The sequence below is a fragment of the Longispora fulva genome, assembly GCF_015751905.1.
Lineage (GTDB): Bacteria > Actinomycetota > Actinomycetes > Mycobacteriales > Micromonosporaceae > Longispora > Longispora fulva.
In genome coordinates, this window is record NZ_JADOUF010000001.1 from 1,143,971 (window position 1) to 1,165,254 (window position 21,284).

Annotated in this window: 24 protein-coding genes and 1 riboswitch; of the genes, 16 read left to right on the forward strand and 8 right to left on the reverse strand. The window is 73.8% G+C overall.

Translation table 11 applies throughout. The features are described from left to right. Nucleotides 1–30: 30 nt before the first annotated feature. Nucleotides 31–1,422: an aminotransferase-like domain-containing protein gene (locus tag IW245_RS04985; protein WP_197002017.1), complete on the reverse strand. Its 1,392-nt coding sequence runs from the start codon at nucleotides 1,420–1,422 to the stop codon at nucleotides 31–33. On the opposite strand from IW245_RS04985, the gene IW245_RS04990 reads away from it, so the two are divergent. The 3 genes from IW245_RS04990 to IW245_RS05000 are packed head-to-tail and all read left to right on the forward strand — an operon-like array spanning nucleotide 1,421 to nucleotide 5,070. Next, nucleotides 1,421–2,644 (forward strand): aminotransferase class V-fold PLP-dependent enzyme, encoded by a 1,224-nt coding sequence (locus IW245_RS04990; protein ID WP_197002018.1) that lies wholly within the window; start codon nucleotides 1,421–1,423, stop codon nucleotides 2,642–2,644. The two genes, IW245_RS04985 and IW245_RS04990, sit on opposite strands and share 2 nt — an antisense overlap. Continuing rightward, entirely contained in the window at nucleotides 2,641–3,954 is a 1,314-nt protein-coding gene (locus tag IW245_RS04995; protein ID WP_197002019.1) for an MFS transporter, read from the forward strand. The genes IW245_RS04990 and IW245_RS04995 overlap by 4 nt, the downstream gene beginning before the upstream one ends. Nucleotides 3,955–3,981: 27 nt before the next feature. Beyond that, a complete protein-coding gene (locus IW245_RS05000; protein WP_197002020.1) occupies nucleotides 3,982–5,070 on the forward strand; it encodes an NADAR family protein in 1,089 nt (362 codons plus the stop codon). 12 nt (nucleotides 5,071–5,082) lie between these two features. Here IW245_RS05000 and IW245_RS05005 read toward each other — a convergent pair whose 3' ends face one another. Continuing rightward, complete coding sequence (locus tag IW245_RS05005) at nucleotides 5,083–5,520, reverse strand: hypothetical protein (protein WP_197002021.1); 438 nt, start codon at nucleotides 5,518–5,520, stop codon at nucleotides 5,083–5,085. A gap of 103 nt (nucleotides 5,521–5,623) precedes the next feature. Between IW245_RS05005 and IW245_RS05010 the strand changes: the two genes are divergently transcribed. After that, nucleotides 5,624–6,451, forward strand: coding sequence for a PhzF family phenazine biosynthesis protein (locus IW245_RS05010; RefSeq protein ID WP_197002022.1), 828 nt, complete (start codon nucleotides 5,624–5,626; stop codon nucleotides 6,449–6,451). A gap of 121 nt (nucleotides 6,452–6,572) precedes the next feature. On the opposite strand, the gene IW245_RS05015 is transcribed toward IW245_RS05010, so the two are convergent. Genes IW245_RS05015 through IW245_RS05025 form a run of 3 tightly spaced genes read right to left on the reverse strand, consistent with a single transcriptional unit; the run spans nucleotide 6,573 to nucleotide 8,865 of the window. Further along, on the reverse strand, nucleotides 6,573–7,601 hold the full coding sequence (locus tag IW245_RS05015) for an adenylosuccinate synthetase (protein WP_197002023.1): 1,029 nt from the start codon (nucleotides 7,599–7,601) through the stop codon (nucleotides 6,573–6,575). Then, the gene (locus tag IW245_RS05020; RefSeq protein WP_231399298.1) at nucleotides 7,598–8,452 is read right to left on the reverse strand and encodes a TrmB family transcriptional regulator; all 855 of its coding nucleotides are present in this window, start codon (nucleotides 8,450–8,452) and stop codon (nucleotides 7,598–7,600) included. The genes IW245_RS05015 and IW245_RS05020 overlap by 4 nt, the downstream gene beginning before the upstream one ends. Nucleotides 8,453–8,496: 44 nt before the next feature. Beyond that, nucleotides 8,497–8,865, reverse strand: a complete 369-nt coding sequence (locus IW245_RS05025; RefSeq protein ID WP_197002025.1) for a DUF4259 domain-containing protein — start codon at nucleotides 8,863–8,865, stop codon at nucleotides 8,497–8,499. 118 nt (nucleotides 8,866–8,983) lie between these two features. Next, nucleotides 8,984–9,135, forward strand: a riboswitch (cyclic di-AMP (ydaO/yuaA leader). Between the two features lie 11 nt (nucleotides 9,136–9,146). Between IW245_RS05025 and IW245_RS05030 the strand changes: the two genes are divergently transcribed. Both IW245_RS05030 and IW245_RS05035 read left to right on the forward strand, forming a co-directional pair. Next, nucleotides 9,147–10,139, forward strand: a complete 993-nt coding sequence (locus tag IW245_RS05030) for a coiled-coil domain-containing protein (RefSeq protein ID WP_231398666.1) — start codon at nucleotides 9,147–9,149, stop codon at nucleotides 10,137–10,139. A gap of 16 nt (nucleotides 10,140–10,155) precedes the next feature. Beyond that, nucleotides 10,156–10,707, forward strand: coding sequence for a GNAT family N-acetyltransferase (locus tag IW245_RS05035; protein ID WP_231398667.1), 552 nt, complete (start codon nucleotides 10,156–10,158; stop codon nucleotides 10,705–10,707). Nucleotides 10,708–10,803: 96 nt separating this feature from the next. On the opposite strand, the gene IW245_RS05040 is transcribed toward IW245_RS05035, so the two are convergent. Beyond that, a complete protein-coding gene (locus IW245_RS05040) occupies nucleotides 10,804–12,129 on the reverse strand; it encodes a serine hydrolase domain-containing protein (RefSeq protein WP_197002026.1) in 1,326 nt (441 codons plus the stop codon). Nucleotides 12,130–12,244: 115 nt separating this feature from the next. Here IW245_RS05040 and IW245_RS05045 point away from each other — a divergent pair, with 115 nt between their 5' ends. The 3 genes from IW245_RS05045 to IW245_RS05055 all read left to right on the forward strand — a co-directional run bounded on the left by IW245_RS05045 (nucleotide 12,245) and on the right by IW245_RS05055 (nucleotide 14,303). After that, nucleotides 12,245–12,751 carry a SigE family RNA polymerase sigma factor gene (locus IW245_RS05045; RefSeq protein ID WP_197002027.1) on the forward strand — a complete coding sequence of 169 codons (507 nt, stop codon included), beginning with the start codon at nucleotides 12,245–12,247 and terminating at the stop codon, nucleotides 12,749–12,751. Then, entirely contained in the window at nucleotides 12,748–13,578 is an 831-nt protein-coding gene (locus tag IW245_RS05050; RefSeq protein ID WP_197002028.1) for a hypothetical protein, read from the forward strand. The genes IW245_RS05045 and IW245_RS05050 overlap by 4 nt, the downstream gene beginning before the upstream one ends. 71 nt (nucleotides 13,579–13,649) lie before the next feature. Further along, on the forward strand, nucleotides 13,650–14,303 hold the full coding sequence (locus IW245_RS05055) for a GNAT family N-acetyltransferase (RefSeq protein WP_197002029.1): 654 nt from the start codon (nucleotides 13,650–13,652) through the stop codon (nucleotides 14,301–14,303). 31 nt (nucleotides 14,304–14,334) lie between these two features. Here the strand turns inward: IW245_RS05055 and IW245_RS05060 are convergent, their stop codons facing one another. Continuing rightward, nucleotides 14,335–14,994 (reverse strand): NAD(P)H-binding protein, encoded by a 660-nt coding sequence (locus tag IW245_RS05060; RefSeq protein ID WP_197002030.1) that lies wholly within the window; start codon nucleotides 14,992–14,994, stop codon nucleotides 14,335–14,337. 9 nt (nucleotides 14,995–15,003) lie between these two features. Beyond that, the gene (locus IW245_RS05065; protein ID WP_197002031.1) at nucleotides 15,004–15,639 is read right to left on the reverse strand and encodes a flavin reductase family protein; all 636 of its coding nucleotides are present in this window, start codon (nucleotides 15,637–15,639) and stop codon (nucleotides 15,004–15,006) included. 236 nt (nucleotides 15,640–15,875) lie between these two features. On the opposite strand from IW245_RS05065, the gene IW245_RS05070 reads away from it, so the two are divergent. The 7 genes from IW245_RS05070 to IW245_RS05100 all read left to right on the forward strand — a co-directional run bounded on the left by IW245_RS05070 (nucleotide 15,876) and on the right by IW245_RS05100 (nucleotide 21,276). Then, complete coding sequence (locus tag IW245_RS05070) at nucleotides 15,876–16,682, forward strand: SGNH/GDSL hydrolase family protein (RefSeq protein WP_197002032.1); 807 nt, start codon at nucleotides 15,876–15,878, stop codon at nucleotides 16,680–16,682. 66 nt (nucleotides 16,683–16,748) lie between these two features. Beyond that, nucleotides 16,749–17,405, forward strand: a complete 657-nt coding sequence (locus IW245_RS05075; RefSeq protein WP_197002033.1) for an exonuclease domain-containing protein — start codon at nucleotides 16,749–16,751, stop codon at nucleotides 17,403–17,405. Nucleotides 17,406–17,616: 211 nt separating this feature from the next. Beyond that, entirely contained in the window at nucleotides 17,617–19,110 is a 1,494-nt protein-coding gene (locus IW245_RS05080) for a tyrosinase family protein (RefSeq protein ID WP_197002034.1), read from the forward strand. Next, nucleotides 19,110–19,781, forward strand: coding sequence for a copper chaperone (locus tag IW245_RS05085; RefSeq protein WP_197002035.1), 672 nt, complete (start codon nucleotides 19,110–19,112; stop codon nucleotides 19,779–19,781). Before IW245_RS05080 ends, IW245_RS05085 begins: the two co-directional genes overlap by 1 nt. 87 nt (nucleotides 19,782–19,868) lie before the next feature. After that, on the forward strand, nucleotides 19,869–20,222 hold the full coding sequence (locus IW245_RS05090) for a hypothetical protein (RefSeq protein ID WP_197002036.1): 354 nt from the start codon (nucleotides 19,869–19,871) through the stop codon (nucleotides 20,220–20,222). Between the two features lie 110 nt (nucleotides 20,223–20,332). Next, nucleotides 20,333–20,695, forward strand: coding sequence for an ArsR/SmtB family transcription factor (locus IW245_RS05095; protein ID WP_197002037.1), 363 nt, complete (start codon nucleotides 20,333–20,335; stop codon nucleotides 20,693–20,695). Further along, nucleotides 20,692–21,276 (forward strand): SRPBCC domain-containing protein, encoded by a 585-nt coding sequence (locus IW245_RS05100; RefSeq protein WP_197002038.1) that lies wholly within the window; start codon nucleotides 20,692–20,694, stop codon nucleotides 21,274–21,276. Before IW245_RS05095 ends, IW245_RS05100 begins: the two co-directional genes overlap by 4 nt. Nucleotides 21,277–21,284: the final 8 nt, after the last annotated feature.

Here is a 21,284-nt window from a genome sequence, read left to right on the forward strand (position 1 = left end):
CGGGAACCTCCGTAACCGTCTGACGGTCTTCTAGATCGTGGCCAGGCGGCGCGCGGCCTCGACCAGCTCGGCGCGGTCGGCGGCGGCCGCGAAGCCGAGCCGTAGGCACGCCTCGGGCGGCTCCGCGGCGAAGTACCGGCTGCCGGCGCTGACCGCGACCCCCGCCTGCCGGGCGGCGCGGGCGACCGTCGTGTCGTCCGTGCCGGCCGGCAGCCGCACCCACAGGTGCAAGCCGCCCCTGGCGGGGCGCGCCTGGATCCAGCCGGGGAGCTCCCGGGCCAGCGCGGACGCCAGCTCGGCGTGCCGGTCGCGGAGGACCGCGGCCAGGCCCCGGACGTGCCGGTCCCACGCCGGCGAGCTGACCAGCTCCAACGCGGCCTCCTGCAACGGGCGGCTGACGAAGAAGTCGTCCACCCAGCGCAGCGCCCGGAGCCGCTCCAGCACCGGGCCCCGGGCGACGAGGGCCCCGATCCGCAGGGACGGCGCGGCCGGCTTGGTCAGCGAGGCGACGTGCACGACCGTGCCGTCGCGGTCGTCGGCGACCAGCGGCCGGGCCACCGGCCCTCCGTGCCCGAGGTGCCGGGCGAAGTCGTCCTCGATCACGAACGCGCCGGCCGCCCGGGCCACGTCGAGCACCTGCCGGCGGCGGGGCGGCGCGAGCACCGTGCCGGTCGGATTGTGGAACGTCGGCTGGCAGTAGAACAGCCGCGCGCCGGTCATCGCGAACGCGTCGGCCAGCAGGTCCGGGCGCACCCCGTCGTCGTCCATCGGCACCGGCACCGGACGCAGCCCGGCGGCCCGGGCCGCGGCGAGCGCACCCGGGTAGGTGGGCGACTCCACGAGGACCGGGCTGCCGGGGCCCGCGACGGCCCGGAACACCATCGACAGCGAGCTCTGCCCGCCGGCGGTGACCATGACGTCCTCCGGGGTGACGCCGCCGCCCGCCATGCCGGCGAACACCGCCCGCAGCGCGGCCAGGCCGTTCGTCGGGGCCCGGCCCCACGCGTCGGGGCGGCGCGCCGCGCGGGCCAGGGCCGCGCTCAGCGCCCGGGTCGGCTGCAGGGACCGGTGCAGGTAGCCGCCGTCGAGCATGATCGTGCCGGCCGGCGGCGGGCCGAACTCGTCGGTGATCGACCGGGTGTCCACGGCGCGGTCGGTCAGGGCGATCGTCTGCCAGGCGGTGTCGGCGGGGCCCTCGCCGGACCGGGTCCTGGGCGTGGCCACGTAGGTGCCGCTGCCGGGGCGGGTCACCACCGCGCCCTCGGCGGCCAGCTGCGCGATCGCCCGGGCCACGGTCACCGGGCTGACGTGGTGCCGCGCGATCAGCTCCCGGCTGCTGGGCAGGCGGTCGCCGGGGGACAGGCCGGCGAGCAGCGCGCGCAGGATGGTCACCAGATCCGCAGAAGTGCTACTGTCCAACATGAGAGCTAAGGATAGCGCTTCTACAGCCGAACGGAAATCGCTACTCGACATCGTGGCCCTGCGGGCCGACACCCCCGGGTGCGAGCACGTGGTGCACCTCAACAACGCCGGCTGCGGGCTGCTGGCCACCCCGGTGCTGACCACGATGCTCGACCACCTGCACCTCGAGGCCCGGATCGGCGGCTACGAGGCGTCCGCGGCCCGCGCCGACGGGGTGAGCGCGTTCTACACCGAGATCGCGGCCCTGATCGGCGCCGAACCCCGCAACATCGCCTTCTCCGGCAGCGCCACCCACGCGTACGCCACGGCCCTGTCGGCCATCCCGTTCGCGGCCGGCGACGTCATCCTCACCACCCGCAACGACTTCGTCTCCAACCAGATCGCGTTCCTGTCCCTGCGCAAGCGTTTCGGGGTACGGGTCGTGCACGCCCCCGACGCCCCAGAGGGCGGCGTCGACGTCCCGGCCATGGCGGCCCTGATGCGCGAACACCGTCCCCGCCTCGTGGCAGCCACCCACATCCCCACCAACTCCGGCCTCGTCCAACCGGTCGCCGAGATCGGCCGGCACTGCCGGGAGCTGGACCTGCTGTACCTGGTGGACGCGTGCCAGTCCGTGGGCCAGTACCCGGTGGACGTGACAGAGATCGGCTGCGACCTGCTCACCTCCACCTGCCGCAAGTTCCTCCGCGGCCCGCGCGGCTCCGGATTCCTCTACGTCTCCGACCGGGTGCTGACCGCTGGCTACGAACCGCTGTTCATCGACATGCACGGCGCACGGTGGACGGCACCGGGTGAGTACCGGCGCTCCGACACCGCGGCCCGGTTCGAGGAGTGGGAGTTCCCGTACACCACGGTGCTCGGCTGCGCCGCCGCCGTCTCCTACACCCGCAAGGTCGGGATCGACGCCATCGCCCAGCGCACCCCGGCCCTCGCCGCCCGGCTGCGCCACGGACTGGAGGTGATCGACGGGGTACGGGTCCTCGACCGGGGGCCGCGGCTCGGCGCGCTGGTCACGTTCGCGATCCGGGGCTGGGAGCCCGCGCCGTTCAAGGCGGCGCTCGACGCCCGGGCCGTCAACTCCGCGCTGAGCTTCCGGGAGTTCGCCCAGTACGACTTCGGCGACAAGGACGTGGACTGGTGCCTGCGGCTGTCCCCGCACTACTACAACACGACCGAGGAGATCGACCGGGTCGCGGCGATGGTCGCGGAGCTGGCCCGATGACCGCCCCCGTGGAGCCCCGGACGAACGGCCTGTGGCGCAACGGCGACTTCCTGCGCTTCTGGCTCGGGGAGACGTTGTCGCTGCTCGGCACCCAGGTCACCAACCTCGCCCTTCCCCTGACCGCGATCTACGCCTTCGGGGCCACCGACGCCCAGGTGGGGCTGCTGCGGTTCCTGCAGCTCGCGCCGTACCTCGGACTCGCCCTGGTCTTCGGGGTCTGGGTCGACCGGGCCCGGCGGCGGCGGGTCATGCTCGCCGCCAACCTGGTCCGGATGGTCCTGCTCGCCCTGATCCCGGCGCTGTCGGCGCTGCACGTGCTGCGGATGACGCCGCTGCTGCTGATCGCCTGCGCGATCGGCGTCGCCTCCGTGCTGTTCGACGTGAGCTGGATGTCCTATGTGCCCACCCTGGTCCGCGACCCCCGGCACTACGTCGAGGCCAGCGCGAAGATGGGCATCAGCTCCTCCGCCGCGGACGTCGCCGGACCCGGGCTGGCCGGCGTCCTGGTCAGCGCCCTGACCGCGCCGGTGGCCCTGGTCGTCGACGCGTGCTCCTACCTGGTGTCCGTGGTCTCGCTGCTGCTGATCCGCACCCCGGAGCCGCGCCCCGCCCGACCGGCGATGCCGCGCCGGCTTGGCGTCGAACTGCGCGACGGCCTGGCCTGGGTCTTTCGCTCCCCGGTGCTGCGGGCCCTGGCCCTCGTCGGGTTCTGCTGCAACTTCTCCCTGGTCACGGTATGGACCATGTTCCTGCTATACGGCACGCACGACCTGCACCTGCCCGCCACCGCCCTCGGCGGCGTCTTCGCGACCGCCTCCGTCGGCGGCCTGATCGGGGCCACGGTGTCCCGGCGGGTGATCCGCCGGTTCCCGCTCGGCCGGGTCTACCTCGTCGCCCAGTCGGCCCTGGTCCTCGGGCCGGCGCTGATCCCGCTCGCCGCCGGCCCCCGGCCGGTGATGGTGGCCCTGTTCGTGACCTCCTTCTTCACCACGTACCTGGGGCTCGGCGTCGCCGGGGTGATCATCGTCAGCCTGCGCCAGACGAGTACGCCACAGTCCATGATGGGGCGGATGACCGCGGTGTTCCGCACGCTGCTGTTCGGCGGCGGGGCGCTCGGCGGGCTCACGGCAGGGCTGCTGTCCGACGCGATCGGGCACCGGGGCGCGCTGACCGTCGCGGCGGTCGCTTCCGCGGCGATCGTGGTCGCGTTGCTGGTGTCGCCGGTGAGCAGGCTGCGGGCGCTGCCGGAGGCGGTGGCCGAACCGGAGCCAGCCGCCGGCCCGGTGATGGCGGGGGCGGCGACGGACTGAGTGGCAGGCGGTGGTGATACTGGCCCGATGACGAAGCGGCGCGCGTTCCGGATGGTGGACGAGGAACGGATCGAGGGCACCTGGCGGCCGGTGTTCGTGCGGAACGGCGAGACGTTCTTCCTCACCGACCTCATCATGTACGCCGACGGGGTCGTCGAGTGCTGGGGCATGCTCACCCTCGACGAGTTCCGCGCGAAGCTCGACTCGGGCTGGATCACCGTCACCCCGGTCGACGGCGCGCCGGTCTCGACGTTCGAGTTGGCGACCTGGGACTTCGCCAACTCGGACGCCTGGCTCACCCCGGACGGCCTGTTCGCCGAGGTCCGCAACGAGATGGACCGCCTCGCCGGCCGGCCGACGGCGGAGGACCGGTGCGACGCCGCCGTCGACGCGTTCGTCCGGGAGCCGACCGAGGAGAACCGTGCGGCCCTGCTCGCCGCGTACCTGGCGGTGCCGGAACACGAGCGGATGTTCCTGGGCGACATGGACGTCAAGGACTGGCCGTACCGGGCGCTGGCCACCCCGCTCGGCGGCACCCTGGCCGACGGCGGGGACCCGGTCACGGCCGAGGACCACGCCGGTGCCCTGGAGTACTTCGCCGACCGGGGCCGCATGACCGGGGAGCTGGACGCCCGACGGCACTCCGACGGGCCGGCCGAGACCTCCGACCCGACCGTCGTCCTGGACACCATCTACGGCCAGTGGCCCGCACCGCCGAGCGTGCACGTGCTGCGCGCGGAGTACCCGGCGGCGGTCGAGGTCGGCGGGCACACCTACCCGACCCTGGGCCGGGCGTACTGGGCTCTGGCCGCCGCCGATCCCGCGGTCCGCGACGCGATCCGGGAGGCCGACGGGGACTGGCGGGCCCGGCAACTGCTGTCCGCCGGCCAGCTCCGCCCGGGCTGGCCGGCCGCGCGCGAGGCGGTGCTGGCCGAACTGCACAGGGCCCGGCTGCGCCAGCACCCGGAGTTGTTGGACGTGCTGTTGGCGACGGGGGACGCCCGGATCGTGTACCGGGGGAGCGACTCGGCGTTCCTCGACGCCCGCGACCGGATGGGCCGGATCCTCGAACAGGTCCGTGCGGAGTTCGCCGCCGCCCGCGCCGGCCTGCTCTGACCGAGGCGGCGCTCAGGCGACCGTGATGGTCAGATCCATTCCCTGGGCCTTGTGGTTGCCAACCGGACACCAGATCTCGTACGTCCCCGCCCGCAGGGTCACCGTCATCCGCTGCTCGGCCCCGCCGGGCCGGATCGACGTGGTCTGCTCGCTGACGCCCGGCCCCTTGATGGCCAGCGCGTGCGTGACCTGACCCTGTTCGCGCACCACGAACGTGTACGTGCCCGGCGTGAACGTCCGCTGCGACAGCGTGATGGTGAACTCCGAGAGGTCCGCCGTGACCGTGGTACCCGACGCCGACGGCGCGCCGGAGGTCGGCCCGGCCGCCGAGGTCGCGGCCGGGGGCGTGGTCGTGGGAACCGACGGGGTCGCGCCGTTGTCGCTGCCGCCGCAGCCGGCGAGCCCGATTCCCGCGGCGAGCAGTACCGCCGCCATCCGATGCCTGTGCACGTGACGCCCCCTGTCCGAACCCCGTCCTCTCCTTCCTACCAGCCGCCCACCCGGCCGGACCCCGTTTCGGCGACACCGCCCGGGGCGGCCCTAGACTGGCCGGATGCTGCGCCCCTTCCGGCAGGTCGACGTGTTCACGACCACCCCCTACCGGGGCAACCCGGTCGCCGTTGTCCTCGACGCCACCGGGCTGACCACAGACCAGATGCGCCGGTTCGCGCGGTGGACGAACCTGGCCGAGACGACGTTCGTGCTCCCGCCGAGTACCCCGGCGGCCGACTACCGGGTGCGGATCTTCACCCCGACGACGGAGTTGCCGTTCGCCGGACACCCCACGCTGGGTACCTGTCACGCCTGGCTCGAGGCCGGCGGCGTCGCGGCGTCCGACGTGGTCGTGCAGGAGTGCGGGGCCGGCCTGGTCCGGGTGCGCAGGACGGCCGACGGGCTCGCGTTCGCCGCGCCGCCGCTGCTGCGCTCCGGGCCGGTCGAGGAGTCGCTGGTGGCGCACGTCGCCGGCCTGCTCGGCCTCGACCGCTCGGCGGTCGTCGACGCCGAGTGGGTGGACAACGGCCCGGGCTGGGTGGCGGTGCTGCTCGCCGACGCCGACGCGGTGCTCGCCGTGCGCCCGACGACGGTCGACCTGGACCTCGGGGTGGTGGGGCTCTACCCGCCGGGGTCGCCGTGCGCCGTGGAGGTGCGCGCGTTCTCCCCGCAGGACGGGCTCGCCGTGGAGGACCCGGTCACCGGCAGCCTGAACGCCTCCCTGGCACAGTGGCTGCTGCGCACCGGCCGGCTCGCCGCGCCGTATGTCGCGAGCCAGGGCACCGTCCTGGACCGGGCCGGCCGGGTGCACCTCAGCGAGGACGCCGACGGCGCGGTCTGGGCGGCCGGCGGGACCGTGACCTGCGTGTCCGGCGAGGTCGAGCTCTAAGATCACGAACCCGTCGACGGTTACGGCGACACCTGCCCCGGGTTCCAGCGGTCGCCCCGTCCCCGGCCCGGGGCGGTGAGGGATGTGCGATCCCCGACCGACCCGGCCCGGGTGGCCCCGGTCAGCCGGTCGGCACCGGCACCAGGTCGATCATGTCGCCCAGCCGGGGCCCGGTGTCCACCATGGTCACCGGCGCGCCGGTCGCCTCCTCCACCAGGCCGATCAGGTCCCGCACCCGGGGAGTGACCGCCCCGGTGTCCCGTGCGCCGCGCATCCGCGGGTCGTAGTGGTCGCAGAACGTCAGGGCGATCTGGGTGGGCCCGTTGAGCATGGCCGCGTACCGCAGCAGGTCGAAGTCGAGGCCCTCGGCCTTGCGCCGGGTCCGCCCGGTGTGCACGCCGTACTCCGCAATGCCTCGCGCCTCCGCCTCGGCCGCCGACATCTCCAGCGGGAGCGGACCGGCCCCCACCCGGGTGGGCATCGCCTTGACGACCATGACGACGTCGGTGACGAGTCGCCAGTTCAGCCCGACGTCGTCCATCGCCGCGGCGGCCGTGCAGTTCCCCGACGTCGTGTACGGGTAGTCGGGGCTGAACGCCAGCGACAACATCGTGCCCTGCGACCCGGCGACGACCACGGTCCGCCCCTCGTCGGCGGCGACGGCGTTGACCTCCCGCGCGACGTCGGTGACGTACGGGGCGAGGGCGGGGACGTCCTTGGCCTGCACGGCCCGGCGGAGCACGAAGTCGGCCCGGGCGTGCCCGTTGCCGGTGCAGGTGGACCCGACCGTGTCGGCCAGGTGCCGGTCGGCCCGCTCGGCCCGGACGTGCTCGGGCGTGATCACGCCGCACCGGCCGTCGATCATCGCCCGGCCTTCGAGGCCGAACCGGGCGACCTCGTCGGCGAGCACCAGCGGATCGACCAGCACGCCGGGACCCACCGCGACCCGGGTGCCGGGGTTGACCCATCCGATCGGCAGCTGACGGGCCTTGACCAGGGTGCCGTCCTCCAGGGTCACGCTGGCGCCGGCGTTGGTGCCGACCCCGGCGCGCACATTGAGCTCCGCTCGGTGCTTCAGGGTGAGGTGGGCGCAGGTCTTGCCCTTGCCGGAATCGCCCCACAGGGCGTCGACGACGACGATGGCACTCACGGGTGGACCTCCGGGGATGGTGCGAGTAGTCCGGCGGCGGAGTCCGCGCCGAACCCGACAATCGAGATGAGCTGTTGGGCCTGCTCGGGCGGCAGCAGCCGGGTGCGCAGGTTCACCAGGTGCGGCCCGAAGGCCGCCTCCAGCTCGGGGGCGAACCGCTCGTAGATCGCGGCCATGTACGTCTCGTCGCGGATGAGCTTCTCCACGACCCGCACCAGGGCCGGATTGCGGGTGAACACCGCCCCGGCAGGGTCGTCGAACGAGGCGACCAGCGCGGTGGTGTGGTCGACGGCGACGGTGAGCAGGTGCCCGCCGACGGTGCGCGACAGCGACTCGTGCCGGTACACGTCGCCGAAGTCCAGCTCGGCGTCGCCGAAGACGTTCACGACGACCTGGCGGCCGGCCTCGGACGCGGCGCGCAGCGGGCCGGCCAGCCAGTCGAGGTCGCTGGCCCAGACGCACACCGCGACCCGCCTGGTGGCCTCGCGCACCAGAGTCACGGTGTGGTCGATGACCGCCGCGCGGTCCCGCAGCGTGAAGGCGGCCTGCTCCTGCGGGGCGGTGACCGCCGCGAGGTCGGCGATCAGGCTGTCGGCGCGCTCGGCGGTCTGCCGTTTGATCCGGCCGAGCACCTCGGCCGGCGGGTGGGCCACGAACCGGGCCGGCGTGTCCTCGGAGACCCGGGCGACGACGCTGCGGTCCACCAGGGCCGAGAGCACCTGGTACACGTTCGCGCGTTGCAGGCCGGCGCTCTTGGCCAGCTCGTATCCGGTGGCGAAGGGCTGTTGCAGCAGGGCGACGTAGACCCGGGCCTCCTGGGAGGTGAACCCGAGCGCCGTCAGGCGTTCCATCACGTGGCCCGACGCTACCCGGTGCGTAGTAGTGAACGCAACTACTACTCGAGCGCCGCCTCCGCGGCCAGCCTGTCGAACGTCTCGACCAGCACGGCCCGCCGCGCGACCCGGTAGTCGGGCTTCGGCTCCAACCCGTCGATCGTCGCGTCCCAGATGGCCAGGAACGTCGTCTTCCACTCCGCCACGGTCTCCGGCGCGGGCAGGGCCACCCCGACGTGCCCCTGCCGGGCGAGCAGGCACAGCAGCTCCAGGTTGCAGGGCACGGCCACCCCCCAGTACTCGTCCGGTTCGAGCTCGACGGGGTCGCCGGCCATCGCCGCCACCACCTCGTCGAGCAGCCGGTCCGTGAGTTCGGCGAGGTGGTCGGCCGCCGTGTCGCTGTCGAAGTTGCCACTGCCCCAGGTGCCCATCGAACCTCCATCGTGTGTGACGGGATCGTGCCAGCCCGGTACGACAGTTGCCGGCGTTGACACCCTGTCCTAGCATCGGCGTTCAGACGACCGGCCCCTCGCCACCGCACAGTGGCACCGGGAGTCACCGCCGAGTCACCCTCCGGGTGAGCCGGGGACCCAAGGTACGTGGGGTGAATCCGTCCGACTCCTCAGTGGAGGACCGGCCGGTAGGGCGCTCTTCCCGCCCGAATCCGTCAGCTGACCTGGTAGGCGGGTACGGGAGAAGGGTTCCTGCTGTCTTGTCCGCACCAGCGCGGCGCGCCGCCGTGACCGCCGTCGCCGTTCTCGCAACGACGCTGCTCGCCGTCACCCCCGCCCAGGCCGAGCCCGAGGGCGGCACGAAGGCCCTCCGCGACGCGCTCGCCGCCGCCTCCCAGGGCTACCAGGACGCCCGGACGGCGATCGACAACGCGAAGAAGCGCGAGGCCGAGCTGTCCGAGCAGGTCACCGCCTCGCAGGCCAAGGTTGCAGACCTCACCGCCGCGGTGGGCCGGCTGGCGGCGGCGCAGTACCGGGGCGGGTCCACGGCGCAGCTGGAGGTGCTGCTGTCCAGCGGGTCGCCCGACAGCTTCCTCGAGTCGGCGGCGACCGTGCGCTACCTCTCCGAGCGCGACGGCGCGCAGGTCAGCGCGCTCAAGGCCGCCCAGGCCACCCTCGCCCGGCAGCGCAAGGACCTCGACGCCGCGATCATCGAACAGGAGACCCAGCTCAAGGAGCTGCGCAAACGCCAGGACGAGGCGCTCAAGGCGCTGCGCTCCGCCGGCGGCGGCGACCCGACCCTCGGCTTCGGCGACCTGCCGGCCAACGCCGCCCCGGCACCGCGCAACCCGGACGGCAGCCTCCCGTCGGAGAGCTGCTCGGTGAAGGACCCGACGACGAGCGGCTGCCTGACCCCGCGGACCCTGCACGCGTACGAGGAAACGAAAAAAGCGGGATTCGACCACTATGTCTCGTGCTACCGCTCGATGGAGGACGGCGGGGAGCACCCGCGCGGCCGGGCCTGCGACTGGGCGGCGGCCCCCAACGGCTTCGGCGGCCAGGCGTCCGGGGCCGACAAGGACTACGGGAACCGGCTCGCCGCGTGGTACATCGCCAACGCCGACCGGCTCGGGGTGCTCTACGTGATCTGGTTCCGGCAGATCTGGATGCCCGGCACCGGCTGGCGGTCCTACTTCGGCAGCGGCGACCCCTCAGCCGAGCACACCAACCACGTGCACCTGTCCATCCGCTGAGTGGCACGATGACCACATGATCAACACCATCAGAGTGGTACGCGCCGACGAATGGCCCCAGGTGAAGGAGCTCCGGCTGGCGGCGCTGCGCGATCCGGTCGCGCATCTGGCGTTCCTCGACACCTACGAGCTCGCGTCGGCCCGGCCCGACGAGTTCTGGCAGGAACGCACGCGGGGCGCCGCCGAGGGCGGGGCGGCCCGGCAGTTCGTCGCCGAGGACGCCGACGGTCGCTGGCTGGGCGGGGTCACCGCGCTCGTCGAGCTACCCGGCGCCGAGGGCGCGTTCGGTGAGACGGTGACCGTGGCCCAGACCCACATCGTCGGCGTGTACGTCCGGCCGGAGGCCCGGGGCGCCGGCCTCGCCGAGGAGCTGTTCCGCGCGGCGCTGGACTGGTCCTGGACACTGACCGACCCGCGGGTCGAGCGGGTCCGGCTGTTCGTGCACCAGGACAACGCCCGGGCCGAGGCGCTCTACGCCAAGGTCGGCTTCCGCCGCACCGGAGTATCGGTCCCGGTGCCCGCCGACGAGTCCCGCCGCGAGAACGAACTCGCCGTCACCCGGCCCTGACCAGCTCCCCCCAGGTGACAGCGGGTGACAGCGGGCCCGCGTGCCCCGGCGACCGCTGGAAACCGGGGCAGGTGTCGCCGTAACAGATGATGGTCTTCAGATCTTCAGCGTCGCGTGAATGTCCGCGCCCGGGGCCGCGTCCTGGGCGATCACCAGCGTATCCGGCGAAGGGAACCGGACCGTGGCGTTGAGCCCGGCGGCCCGCCAGGACCCGTGGTCGGCCGGTCGGAGCGCCAGCGGGGCCTGGCCCGGCGCGGTCAGCGTGAACTCGGGGCCGTCGGAGGTGACCACGAACTCGCCGTCGTCGCCGACGAACCGGCCGGCCACCGCCGGCCCGCCGGCCGGGGTCGCAGAGGCCTCCGGCCAGCCGAGACCCTTTGCGAGGGCCGGCAGCAGCGCCTCGGCGATCAGCGCGTACCCGTAGTCGCCGTTGGTCATGATGACCGCGCCCCGGCCGCCGTCGAGGAACAGCTTCGCGTCGCACTGGAAGCCCTCGTTGCCGCCGCTGTGCCCGATCCACCGGGGCTCGCCGGGCTCCTGGACCTGCAGGCCGAGGCCGTAGGCCCGGTGCGGCGTCGACCGGGTGGCCATCTGCCCGGCCATGTCCCGGGGGAGCAGCGCGCTGCCCTCACCGTTCAGGCTGGCCCGCAGGGTGAGGAAGAGCCGCGCCAGGTCCGTGGGCGTGCTCCAGAGCCCGGCGGCGGCCATCTCGGGGTAGGTGTGCGCCTCCCCGGCCAGCGGCACCGGCCCCGGCCGGTGGCCCGAGGCGGTCGACCCGGCCGGCTGCGGCCCGAACACGCTGCGGGTCATGCCCAGCGGGCCCAGGACCTGCTCGGCGACCAGGTCGGCGTAGTCGCGGCCGGTCACGTCGCACAGCACCTGCTGCATGATGGTGTACCCGCCGCCGGAGTAGCTGAACCGGGTGCCCGGCACGGACACCACCCGGACCGGGTCGCTGTTGCCCCGACCGTCGAGCAGCTCGGGGACGCTCGGCACCGGCACGCCCGCCGGGTACCCGATCAGGCCGTGCACAGTCGTGCCCGCCGTGTGCCCGAGCAGCTGGCGGAGCGTCACCCGGGGCTGCCAGCCGGCGTTGGCCGGAACCCGCCACGACGTGAGCGCGTCGTTGACGTCCGCGTCCAGGTCGAGCGTGCCGTCGGCGGCGAGCCGCAGGACGCATGCCGCCGCCACGGCCTTGCTGATCGAGGCGGCCTGGAACAGGGTCTGATCGGTCACCGGCTCGGGCCGGTCCGCGCACAGCACCCCGGCGGCCAGGGTGTCGACGACCTCGCCGCCCTCGATCAGCGCGATGCTCACGCCCGGGACGTGGCAGGCGGCCAGCGCCTCCGCCAGGTCGACCGGCGGGTCGGTGTGCGGCCGGCCGAGGTCGATGTCGCGCAGGTGGGTGTGCAGAACGGACACGGTGTCACTCCATCGTGGAAGGGCCGGCACGAGGATCATGCACGATGTCAACCGGGTGGGCCACACCTTTCGTTTCCTGTCCGACCATCTCACCCGACAGGCCGGAGGGCCGCCCGTGCGCGACCGAGACGACACCGAGTTCCGAGAATTCGTCAGCAGCCGGATACCCGGCCTCCGGCGGTCCGCCTACCTGCTGTGCGGCGACGTGCACACCGCCGACGACCTGGTCTCCATCGCCGTCGGCAAGGTGTACCGGCACTGGCGCCGCATCCAGCGCCTCGAGCACCCCGACGCGTACCTGCGGCGGATGCTCCTGACCGCCTGGCTCGACGAGCGCCGCCGGCCCTGGCGGCGCGAACAGCCCACCGACGCGCCGCCGGAACGGGCGCACCCCGGCGAGCGGGACGTCACCGAACGGCTCAGCCTGCTGGGACACCTCGACCGGCTGACCGGCAGGCAACGGGCCGTCCTCGTCCTGCGGTTCTTCGACGACCTGAGCGTCGAACAGACCGCCGACCTGCTGCGCCTGTCCACCGGCACCGTCAAGACCCACACCGCCCGCGGCCTGGCCGCGCTCCGCGACCTGATCGGCGTCCCCGCACTCACGAAGGACCAGACATGAGCACCGAACGACTCCGTACCCTGTTCGACGAGACCGCCGGACCCGACGTGCTCGGCCCGCCCGGGATCGACCTCGACGCCGTGATCGGCCGCGAACGCGGGGCGCGTACCCGTCGTCGGGTCTTCGCCGTGGGCGGCGCCACCCTCGCCGTCGCCGCCCTGGCCCTGGCGCTGCCGACGGTCCTCACCGGCGCGGTGACCGGTGCCGCCATCCCGGGAGGGCCAGGGACCCGCGCGGCCGATCCGGCAGCGTCGGCGGCCCCGACCGGCACTCCCACCGCGTCGCCCGGGCCGCGGGGCCGGGAGGAGGTGGCCGGGGCGCTGACCGCCGTGCTGGGCACCCGGATCCGCGAACTGCTCCCGGCGGCCACCTTCGTGCCCCTCACCGAGCAGGCCGGCCGGGCCGGTGCTCTGCAGGTCTTCCCCAGCCAGGCGATCGCGTTCAAGGCCGGGGCCGATATCGCCGACTCCGGGGGTACCAGCACGCTGTCCATCCTGATCATGCCGCAGGACGCCCCCGCCGAGCACCGCAGTTGTCCGCGGGACGTCAGCCTCAGTGACGCCCCCGAGTGGAACTGCACCTGGAGCACCCCGGCCGACGGTTCCCTGGTGCTGGAGTCCTCCGCCCCGGCCGCCGCCGGCATCGTGGCCCACGAGGTGGTGGTCTACCGCGCCGGCTACATGGTGCTGGTCAAGTCGGCCAACTACGGCTACAACTCGGTCCAGCAAGGCAAGAACATGCCGCGTCCGGCACCGCAGCGGGCCACCCCCGCCGTGGACGTGGCGATCGCCCGGGATCTGGCCGACCGGCTCAGCCTGGCACTGTGACGGGGGCGGGCCCGGGCGATCCGTCCCGGGCCCGGCAGGTCCGCCCGGCGCGGCCGTGCTGTAATGGCCAGATGATCATGATGGGGGACCTGATCCGCCGGTGGCAGCGCGGCTGGTGCCTGGCCAGGCGCATACCCGACGGCATCCCGGTCGACGGCGGCGTCGAGGTCCGCTGCGACCAGCCCGGCCGCCAGGTCGAGGTGTTCGCGCTCCGCGCCGACGAGGAACCCGACTCGGTGGCCCGGTTGGCCGCCCGGGTGGCCGCATCCGACGTCACCACCTGGCTGACCGTGACCACCACTCGGCCCCGCGACGTCGAGGCCACGATCCGGGCGGGCGGGCTCGAACCCCTCGACCGGCCCGAGTGGCTGATGTCCGTCGACCTGGCCGGTCATCCGCGCCCGGCGCCGGTCGGGCCGTACCAGGCCACGGTCGACGTCGACGGGCCGGTCGTCACGGTCGTGATCCACCACGGGTCCGGCGAGCTGGCGGCCAGGGGTCAGATGGCGGTGTCCGGCGCCGACGCCGTGGCCGACAAGATCGAGACGATGCCGGCACACCGGCGGCGGGGCCTGGCCAGCGCGCTGATGGGCGCGCTCGCCGGGGCGGCGGTCGAGCGGGGCGCGCGGACCGGGCTGCTGATCGCCAGCGCCGACGGCCAGCACCTGTACTCCAGCCTCGGCTGGCGCCGCGAGGCCGACGTCCTCATCGCCCGGCGGCCGTGAGCCTCACCGCCGGGCGGCCTCGACCCCACGGTCACCGCTGGGCGGCCGTGACCGCCTCGACGACAGAGGTCCGGCCGCCGATCAGCTCCAGGGTCGACCCGGCGGTGCCCGGCGCGTCCAGCAGCGCCACGATCACGGCCGCCACGTCGTCGCGGGTCACGTCCCCGCGCCCGGTGCCGGCGGCCAGGGTCACCAGCCCGGTACCGGGCCCGTCGGTGAGCCGCCCCGGCCGCAGCACCGTCCAGTCGAGCCCGGCCCTGGCCCGCACGTCGTCGTCGGCCGCGCCCTTCGCGCGCAGGTAGGCGGCGAACACCGGGTCGGTGCCGGCCGGCGGGTCGGTGTCGGCGCCCATGCTGGACACGATGACGAACCGGCGCACCCCGGCCAGCTCGGCCGCGTCGGCGAACAGGGCCGCGGCGCCCCGGTCCACGGTGTCCTTGCGGCCGATCCCGCTGCCGGGGCCGGCCCCGGCGGCGAACACGGCGGCGTCGGCCCCGGCGAGATGGGCCGCGACCTCGGTGGCGGAGGCGGACTCCAGGTCGCAGGTGATCGGCTCGGCCCCTGCGGCGCGCAGGTCGTCGGCCTGTCCGGGGTGGCGGATCAGGCCGGCGACGGTGTCGCCGCGCGCGGCGAGGAGCCGTTCGAGCCGGAGTGCGATCTGGCCGTGTCCGCCGGCGACGACTGTGCGCATCCCCCGACCCTAGGCCGGTTGGGGGAGCTGGTGCGGCATGTTCCAGCCCTCGGCGAGCCGGGAGGGGTGCACGTTGTCGCCGCCGCCGAAGAACTCGCAGAACTTCATGATCAGGGGATCCCAACCGATCGGGTCGACATACGCGGTACCCGGAATGATCAGGCTCTCCTCGACGTGCGCGCGCCGGATCAGGACGTGGAACGCCGTGGCGCGCGGCTCGGGCATGCCGAACGGGTGGGCCGCGACCACCTCGCACTCCAACTGGATCGGGCACTCGGCGATCCGGGGCGCGCCGACCAGGTCCGAGGGCTGCGCGGTCAGGCCGGCGACGCCGAACTTGTCGGGCTCGTGGCGGTACCCCTGCGCGGCCTTGCCCGGCGGGACGTCCGGCGTGCCGGTGGTCATCGCGAGCCGGTCGACGGCGTCCACCAGGGTCGACGGCGCGAGGTTGAGCACGCATCCGCCCTCGCGGAGCAGGTTGGCGGCGGTCTGGGAACTGTTGCCCAGGCCGAGCATGCACGCCTGGCCGAGCCACCAGGCCGACGACATCGGGGCGATGTTGGCCGTGCCGTCGGGGTTGCGGGAGCTGATCAGCACCACGGGGGTGCCGTAGTAGTGCACCTTGAGATCGGTGACCTTGTGCATGGGACGTCCTTCGCGAGGCGGCGGGTTCACCGTCGAGCCTGCCCCGGTCGCGCGTCCGTCGCTGGCGGCGAAAAGACATCGAACTTCGTCTGGTACGCCCGACAACTGCCCCGGGTTCCGGCGGTCCTCGCCGCTGGACGATCCGGGCGTCGGGGCCGGTCCGCCGCCTGAGACCTGGCGCACAAAGGGTTTTGTTACGGTCGCGTAGGGTCGCGGTGATCGTCCAGGATGGCGGGATGACTGGTGACGACCCCCAGGGGAGATACGACTCGTACGTCGCCCTCGGCGACAGCTTCACCGAAGGACTCAGCGACCCGGGCCCGGACGGCTCGGTCCGCGGCTGGGCCGACCGGCTCGCCGGGCACCTGGCCGGGCACGCCCCCGGCCTGCGGTACGCGAACCTGGCCGTCCGCGGCCGGCTCCTCGGCCAGGTCGTGTCCGAGCAGGTGCCGGTGGCCGCGCGGATGCGCCCGGACCTGGTGACCTTCTGCGCCGGCGGCAACGACCTGCTCCGGCCGGGCGGCGACCCCGACGCCCTCGCGGAGGCGCTGGAGGTCGCGGTCCGCCGGCTGCGCGGCGCGGGGGCCGAGGTGGTGCTGTTCACCGGGTTCGACACCGGTCGGCAGGCCCGGATGCGGATGCTGCGCGGGAAGATCGCGACGTACAACATGCACATCCGCGCCCTCGCCGACGCCCACGACTGCCGGGTGGTGGACCTGTGGCCGATGACGGTGCTGGACGACCCCCGCGCGTGGGGCGAGGACCGGCTGCACCTCGGGCCGGAGGGCCACCGGCGGGTCGCGCTGCGGGCGTGCGAGGTGCTCGGGGTCCCGGTGGCCGAGGACTGGCGGGAGCCGTGGGCCCCGGCCGAGCCCCGGGACTGGGTCACCGCCCGGCGGACGGACCTGCGCTGGGCCAGGGAGTTCCTGGTGCCGTGGCTGGGCCGCCGGCTGCGCGGACAGTCCTCGGGGGACGGCCGCACCGCCAAACGCCCGGCCCTGTCCCCGGTCGTCGGGACCCCACCCGCCCGCTGCCAGCGCTGAACCCGACCCACCCGTGCGGCCGTGTCCGCGCCCGGTTCCGCGCCGCGGCGGTGCCATAGTGGACACGTGGACGCCATCGGGACATCTGAGACCGCACGACCCCGTGACGCCCGCCCCGGACGACCGCCCGTCCCCGGCCAGGCCGCCCCCGTCGCGGCGCTCACCTCCTGGGTCGCGATCGACTTCGAGACCGCCAACCCGAAGCGCGGCAGCATGTGCGCGGTCGGCATGGTCGCGGTGACCGACGGCGAGGTCGTCGAGTCGTTCGGCACCCTGGTCCGGCCACCGGCCTCGGCGGGGGAGTTCAACCCGTGGAACGTCCGGGTGCACGGCATCACGGCCCGCGACGTGCTCGGCGCGCCCTCCTGCGGGCAGGCGCTGGACCTGATCGACCGGTTCGCCGCCGGCCGGCCGCTGGTGGCCCACAACGCGTCGTTCGACAACAGCGTGCTCACCCGCGCGCACGAGCTGGTCGGCCGCCCGGCCCCGGCGCGCCGGATGTACTGCACGCTGGAGCTGTCCCGCCGGCTCTGGCCGCACCTGGACGACCACCGGCTGCCGACCGTGGCCACGGCGACCGGCTTCCGTTCCCTGGATCACCACGCGGCGCTGTCCGACGCCCGGGCCGCCGCGCACGTGATGCTCACCGGCCTGCGGCTGCACGACACGACGGACCTGGGCGTGCTCGCGGGCCGGGTCGGGCTCGGACACCGGAACTCTTGACGTTGGAGTAACTGCTCGATTACAGTGAGCGATGAAGCCCGACCCGATCGTGAGGCAGAGATGCTGAATCGACGAGCCGGGCTTCTCCGTACCCCCGAATGGTTTTTTGCAGATCATGCATATTGTGGGGATTCCGCGACCTCGGCGGCCGGGGCCTGGTAGCTGTGGAAGGGGGCGACCGCGCCCCGTGGCCACGCATCGGGGGAGAGCCATGCCGCACACCTTCGTCCGCCGCGACGTCTGGGACCTCCAGGCGGAGGGCGGCACCTGGAACGACACCCTGTCCTGGTACTCGATCGCCGTCGACGCCATGACCCTCCGCTCGGCCAAGGACGTCCTCGACCCGACCGGGTGGACCTACCAGGCGGCGATGCACGGCACGAAGACGCCGAACCCGAAGCCCGGGGTGCTGTGGAACAGGTGCCAGCACGGCAGCTGGTTCTTCTACCCCTGGCACCGGATGTACCTGTACTACTTCGAGCGGATCGTCCGCAGCGTCATCGTCAGGGACCACCGCGGGCCGGCCGACTGGGCCCTGCCGTACTGGAACTACCTGTCCGGCGGCCCCCACGCGGCCCTCCCGCCGGCCTTCCGGGAACCGTCCCGCGACCTGGGCCCGAATCCGCTGTACCGGGAGCTGCGCAACACGACCAAGGGCGTCGACGTCAACGCCGGCGACCCGATCACCGGCGTGGACGTGCCCGGCCAGCCGTCCGTGGTCAGCTACGAGCGGAGCTTCTCCTACCGCAACTTCTGGTCGGACAACTGGGTCGGTCCGTCGTTCGGCGGGACGCAGCTGAAGCCGGCGCAGTTCGGCGGGAACCCCGGCCAGCTGGAGATCTACCCGCACGGGGTCGTGCACGACGCGGTCGGCGGCGAGCACGGCCTGATGGGGAACGTGAGGACGGCCGCCTCCGACCCGATCTTCTGGCTGCACCACGGCAACATCGACCGGATGTGGGAGCTGTGGCTGCGCCGGGGGGAGGGCCGGGCCAACCCGGACCACAAGGACTGGCGCGCCCAGAAGTTCGAGTTCTACGACGAGGACGGCAACCGGCAGACGATGACGGCGGCCGACGTGCTGGACACGGCCCGCCAGCTGGGCTACCGCTACGACAACCTGCACGAGGTCGCCCCGACCGCCGACGCCGGGGGTCCCCGGGCCCGACGGTCACCGACGCCGGGCCGACCGCGCCCGGAGCCCGAGCTCCTGGCCGCGTCCGAGCGCGGCACGACCCTGACGGGTACGGGCGTGACGGTCGGCATCGCGCTGGACCCGGCCGCGCGCGACACCATGGCGGCGGCCGGCGCGCCGCGCGGGGCCGGTGACGCCCAGGAGGGCGAGGACCGGTTCGCCCTCGCGCTGGAGGGGGTCTCCGTCGACCGCCAGGTCGGCGAGGTGTACCAGGTCTACATGCGGCCCTCGGCGGACGCCGCCGACGAGTACTTCGTGGCGAACCTGTCGTTCTTCGGCGCCCAGCCGCACGTCGACAACGACGAGGACGACGCGGCGCACCCCGGCGGGGACCTGTCGATGAGTTTCGACATCACCGACATCGTGCGGCGCCTGACCGCCGACGGGCGATGGGACCGCAGCCGGGTGACCGTCGACCTGCGCCCGATGGGCACGTCCGGCATAGCCGACGCCGCCCGGCCGGGCCACCCGCCGGCGGTGATCCGCAGGTTCGGCATCTACCGGTACTGATGGTCGCGCCCCGGCACGCGGGCCTGCTGTTCTGGGTGGCGGGGGCGTGGTTCGACATCGCGCTCCTGCACCTGGGACTGCTCGGCGGCGCGCCGGTCGCGCACCACCACGGGCGGATCGGCGTGGCCGCTGCCCTGGCCGGGTGGCTGGGCATGACGGTCACGATGATGGTGCCGCCGCTGTTCCCGCTGCTGCGGCACCTGACCGCGAGCACGCTGCGACGGCGGCGCGCGGTCTGGCTCTTCCTCGTCGGGTACCTGGTGCCCTGGGCCGGCTACGGCCTCCTCCTCACCGGCGCGCTCGCCGCGTTCCCGGGCGTCCGGCGGGGCGCGCTGACGGCGGCCGCCCTGCTGGTCGCGGCCGGCTGGCAGGTGATGAGGGTCCGACGCCGACTGCTGCGCGGCTGCCGCACCGGGACGGTCCTGCCGGCGCACGGCTGGCGCGCGGACGCCGGCGCGTGGACGTTCGGGCTGCGCAACGGGTCGCGGTGCGTCGGCGCGTGCTGGGCGATGATGCTCGTGATGGCCGTCGCCACCACCGGTCACCTGCCGCTGATGGTGCTGTTCTTCGCGGTGGTCTGGGCGGAGAAGGTGCTGCTGCGGGCCCGGGTGCTGGCCCGCCCTGCGTCGGCGGCGTTCGCCACCCTGGCCGTCGCGTACGCGGTGCTGTGAACGACCGGTCCAGCCGCATCGATTTCTAGGCTTATGGGCGATTCGCGTACTCTGTTGCGGATGTCCAGACCTTGAAGGGATGCGGTTGTGCAGAAGAGATGGTGGCTAGGCGCCGGTATCGCGGCGGCGGCCGGAGTGGCGCTGCTCGGCGGGGTGGCCACGGCCGCCCCGTCGCTGAGCGGTCCGCTGCTGCAGTTCATGACCCCGGCCAAGCCGTCGGCCCCGGCGTCGGCGGCGCCCCAGGTCCGGCCGTCCGCGACGAAGGCCGTCCACGCGCCCCGGACCCAGGCTCCGAGGACGCACGCTCCGGCCACCCGGCCGCCGGCGAGCCCGACGGCCGCCGCGAGGACCACCGTCGCGGTGCGACCGAGCCCGAGTCCGGCCCCGGCCCGGTCGGCCGCGCCGCACCAGGGCGGGCTCGGCGGGCTGCTCGGCCACTAGCGACCTCCGCTCCGGCCGGCGCGCCCGGTCGGAGCGGGAGGGCCGCGCTGGGCGGTACCCGTCAAAGTTTAGTTCTTGCTTATATAAGTGTCGACATATACTCTCTGGGTGTGCACGCATTCGACATCCTCGGCGACCCGGTCCGCCGCCGCATCCTCGAGCTGCTCGCCGACGGCGAGCGGGCCGCGGGCGACCTCGGGGCCGTGGTGCAGGCCGAGTTCGGCATCTCGCAGCCGGCCGTCTCCCAGCACCTCAAGGTGCTGCGGGACAGCGGGTTCGCGACGGTGCGCGCCGAGGGCACCCGACGCCTCTACGCCGTCGACGCCGAGCCCCTGCGGCAGGTCGACGAGTGGCTCGACCCCTACCGGCACTTCTGGAACCAGCGGCTCGACGCCCTCGCCACCGAGCTCGCGCGCGGCAGACGCGAACGGCGCGCCGCCGACCCGACACCGAAAGGCACGGACACGCCATGACCACCGACACGCCCACCATCGACAACACCCGGCACGAGCTGTACCGGCGGGAGATCGCCGCCGGTGAGGCCCGCTGCGCCGTCTTCCGCCGCACCTACGACGCGCCCATCGAGGACGTGTGGGACGCGTGCACCGACCCCGCACGGCTCCGGCGGTGGTACGCGCCCGTGGAGGGCGACCTGACCCTCGGCGGCTCGTTCACCCAGGGCGCGTTCGGCCCCGGCAAGGTGACCCGCTGCGAGGCGCCCCGGCTGCTGACCGTCGCCCTCGGCGGCGTCGAGCCGGCGTCCGACGAGATCGAGCTGCGGCTGACCGCCAACCCCGACGGCGGCACCACACTGGAGTTCGAGCACGCCACCACGCGCGACACCCACGAGATCAACGGCCAGATCTTCGACGCGGTGTACTGCATGGGCGGCGGCTACGGCCCGCGCCTGATCACCCTCGACCAGCACCTGCGCGGCGAGCTGCCCGCGACGGTGAACGCCGGGGAGCTGCACCTGCTCGCGGAGTACCGGCCGGCGATCGACGCCAGCATGGCGGCACTCGCCGAGCTGATCGAGGCCGACCGGAACCGCTGACCCCGGGC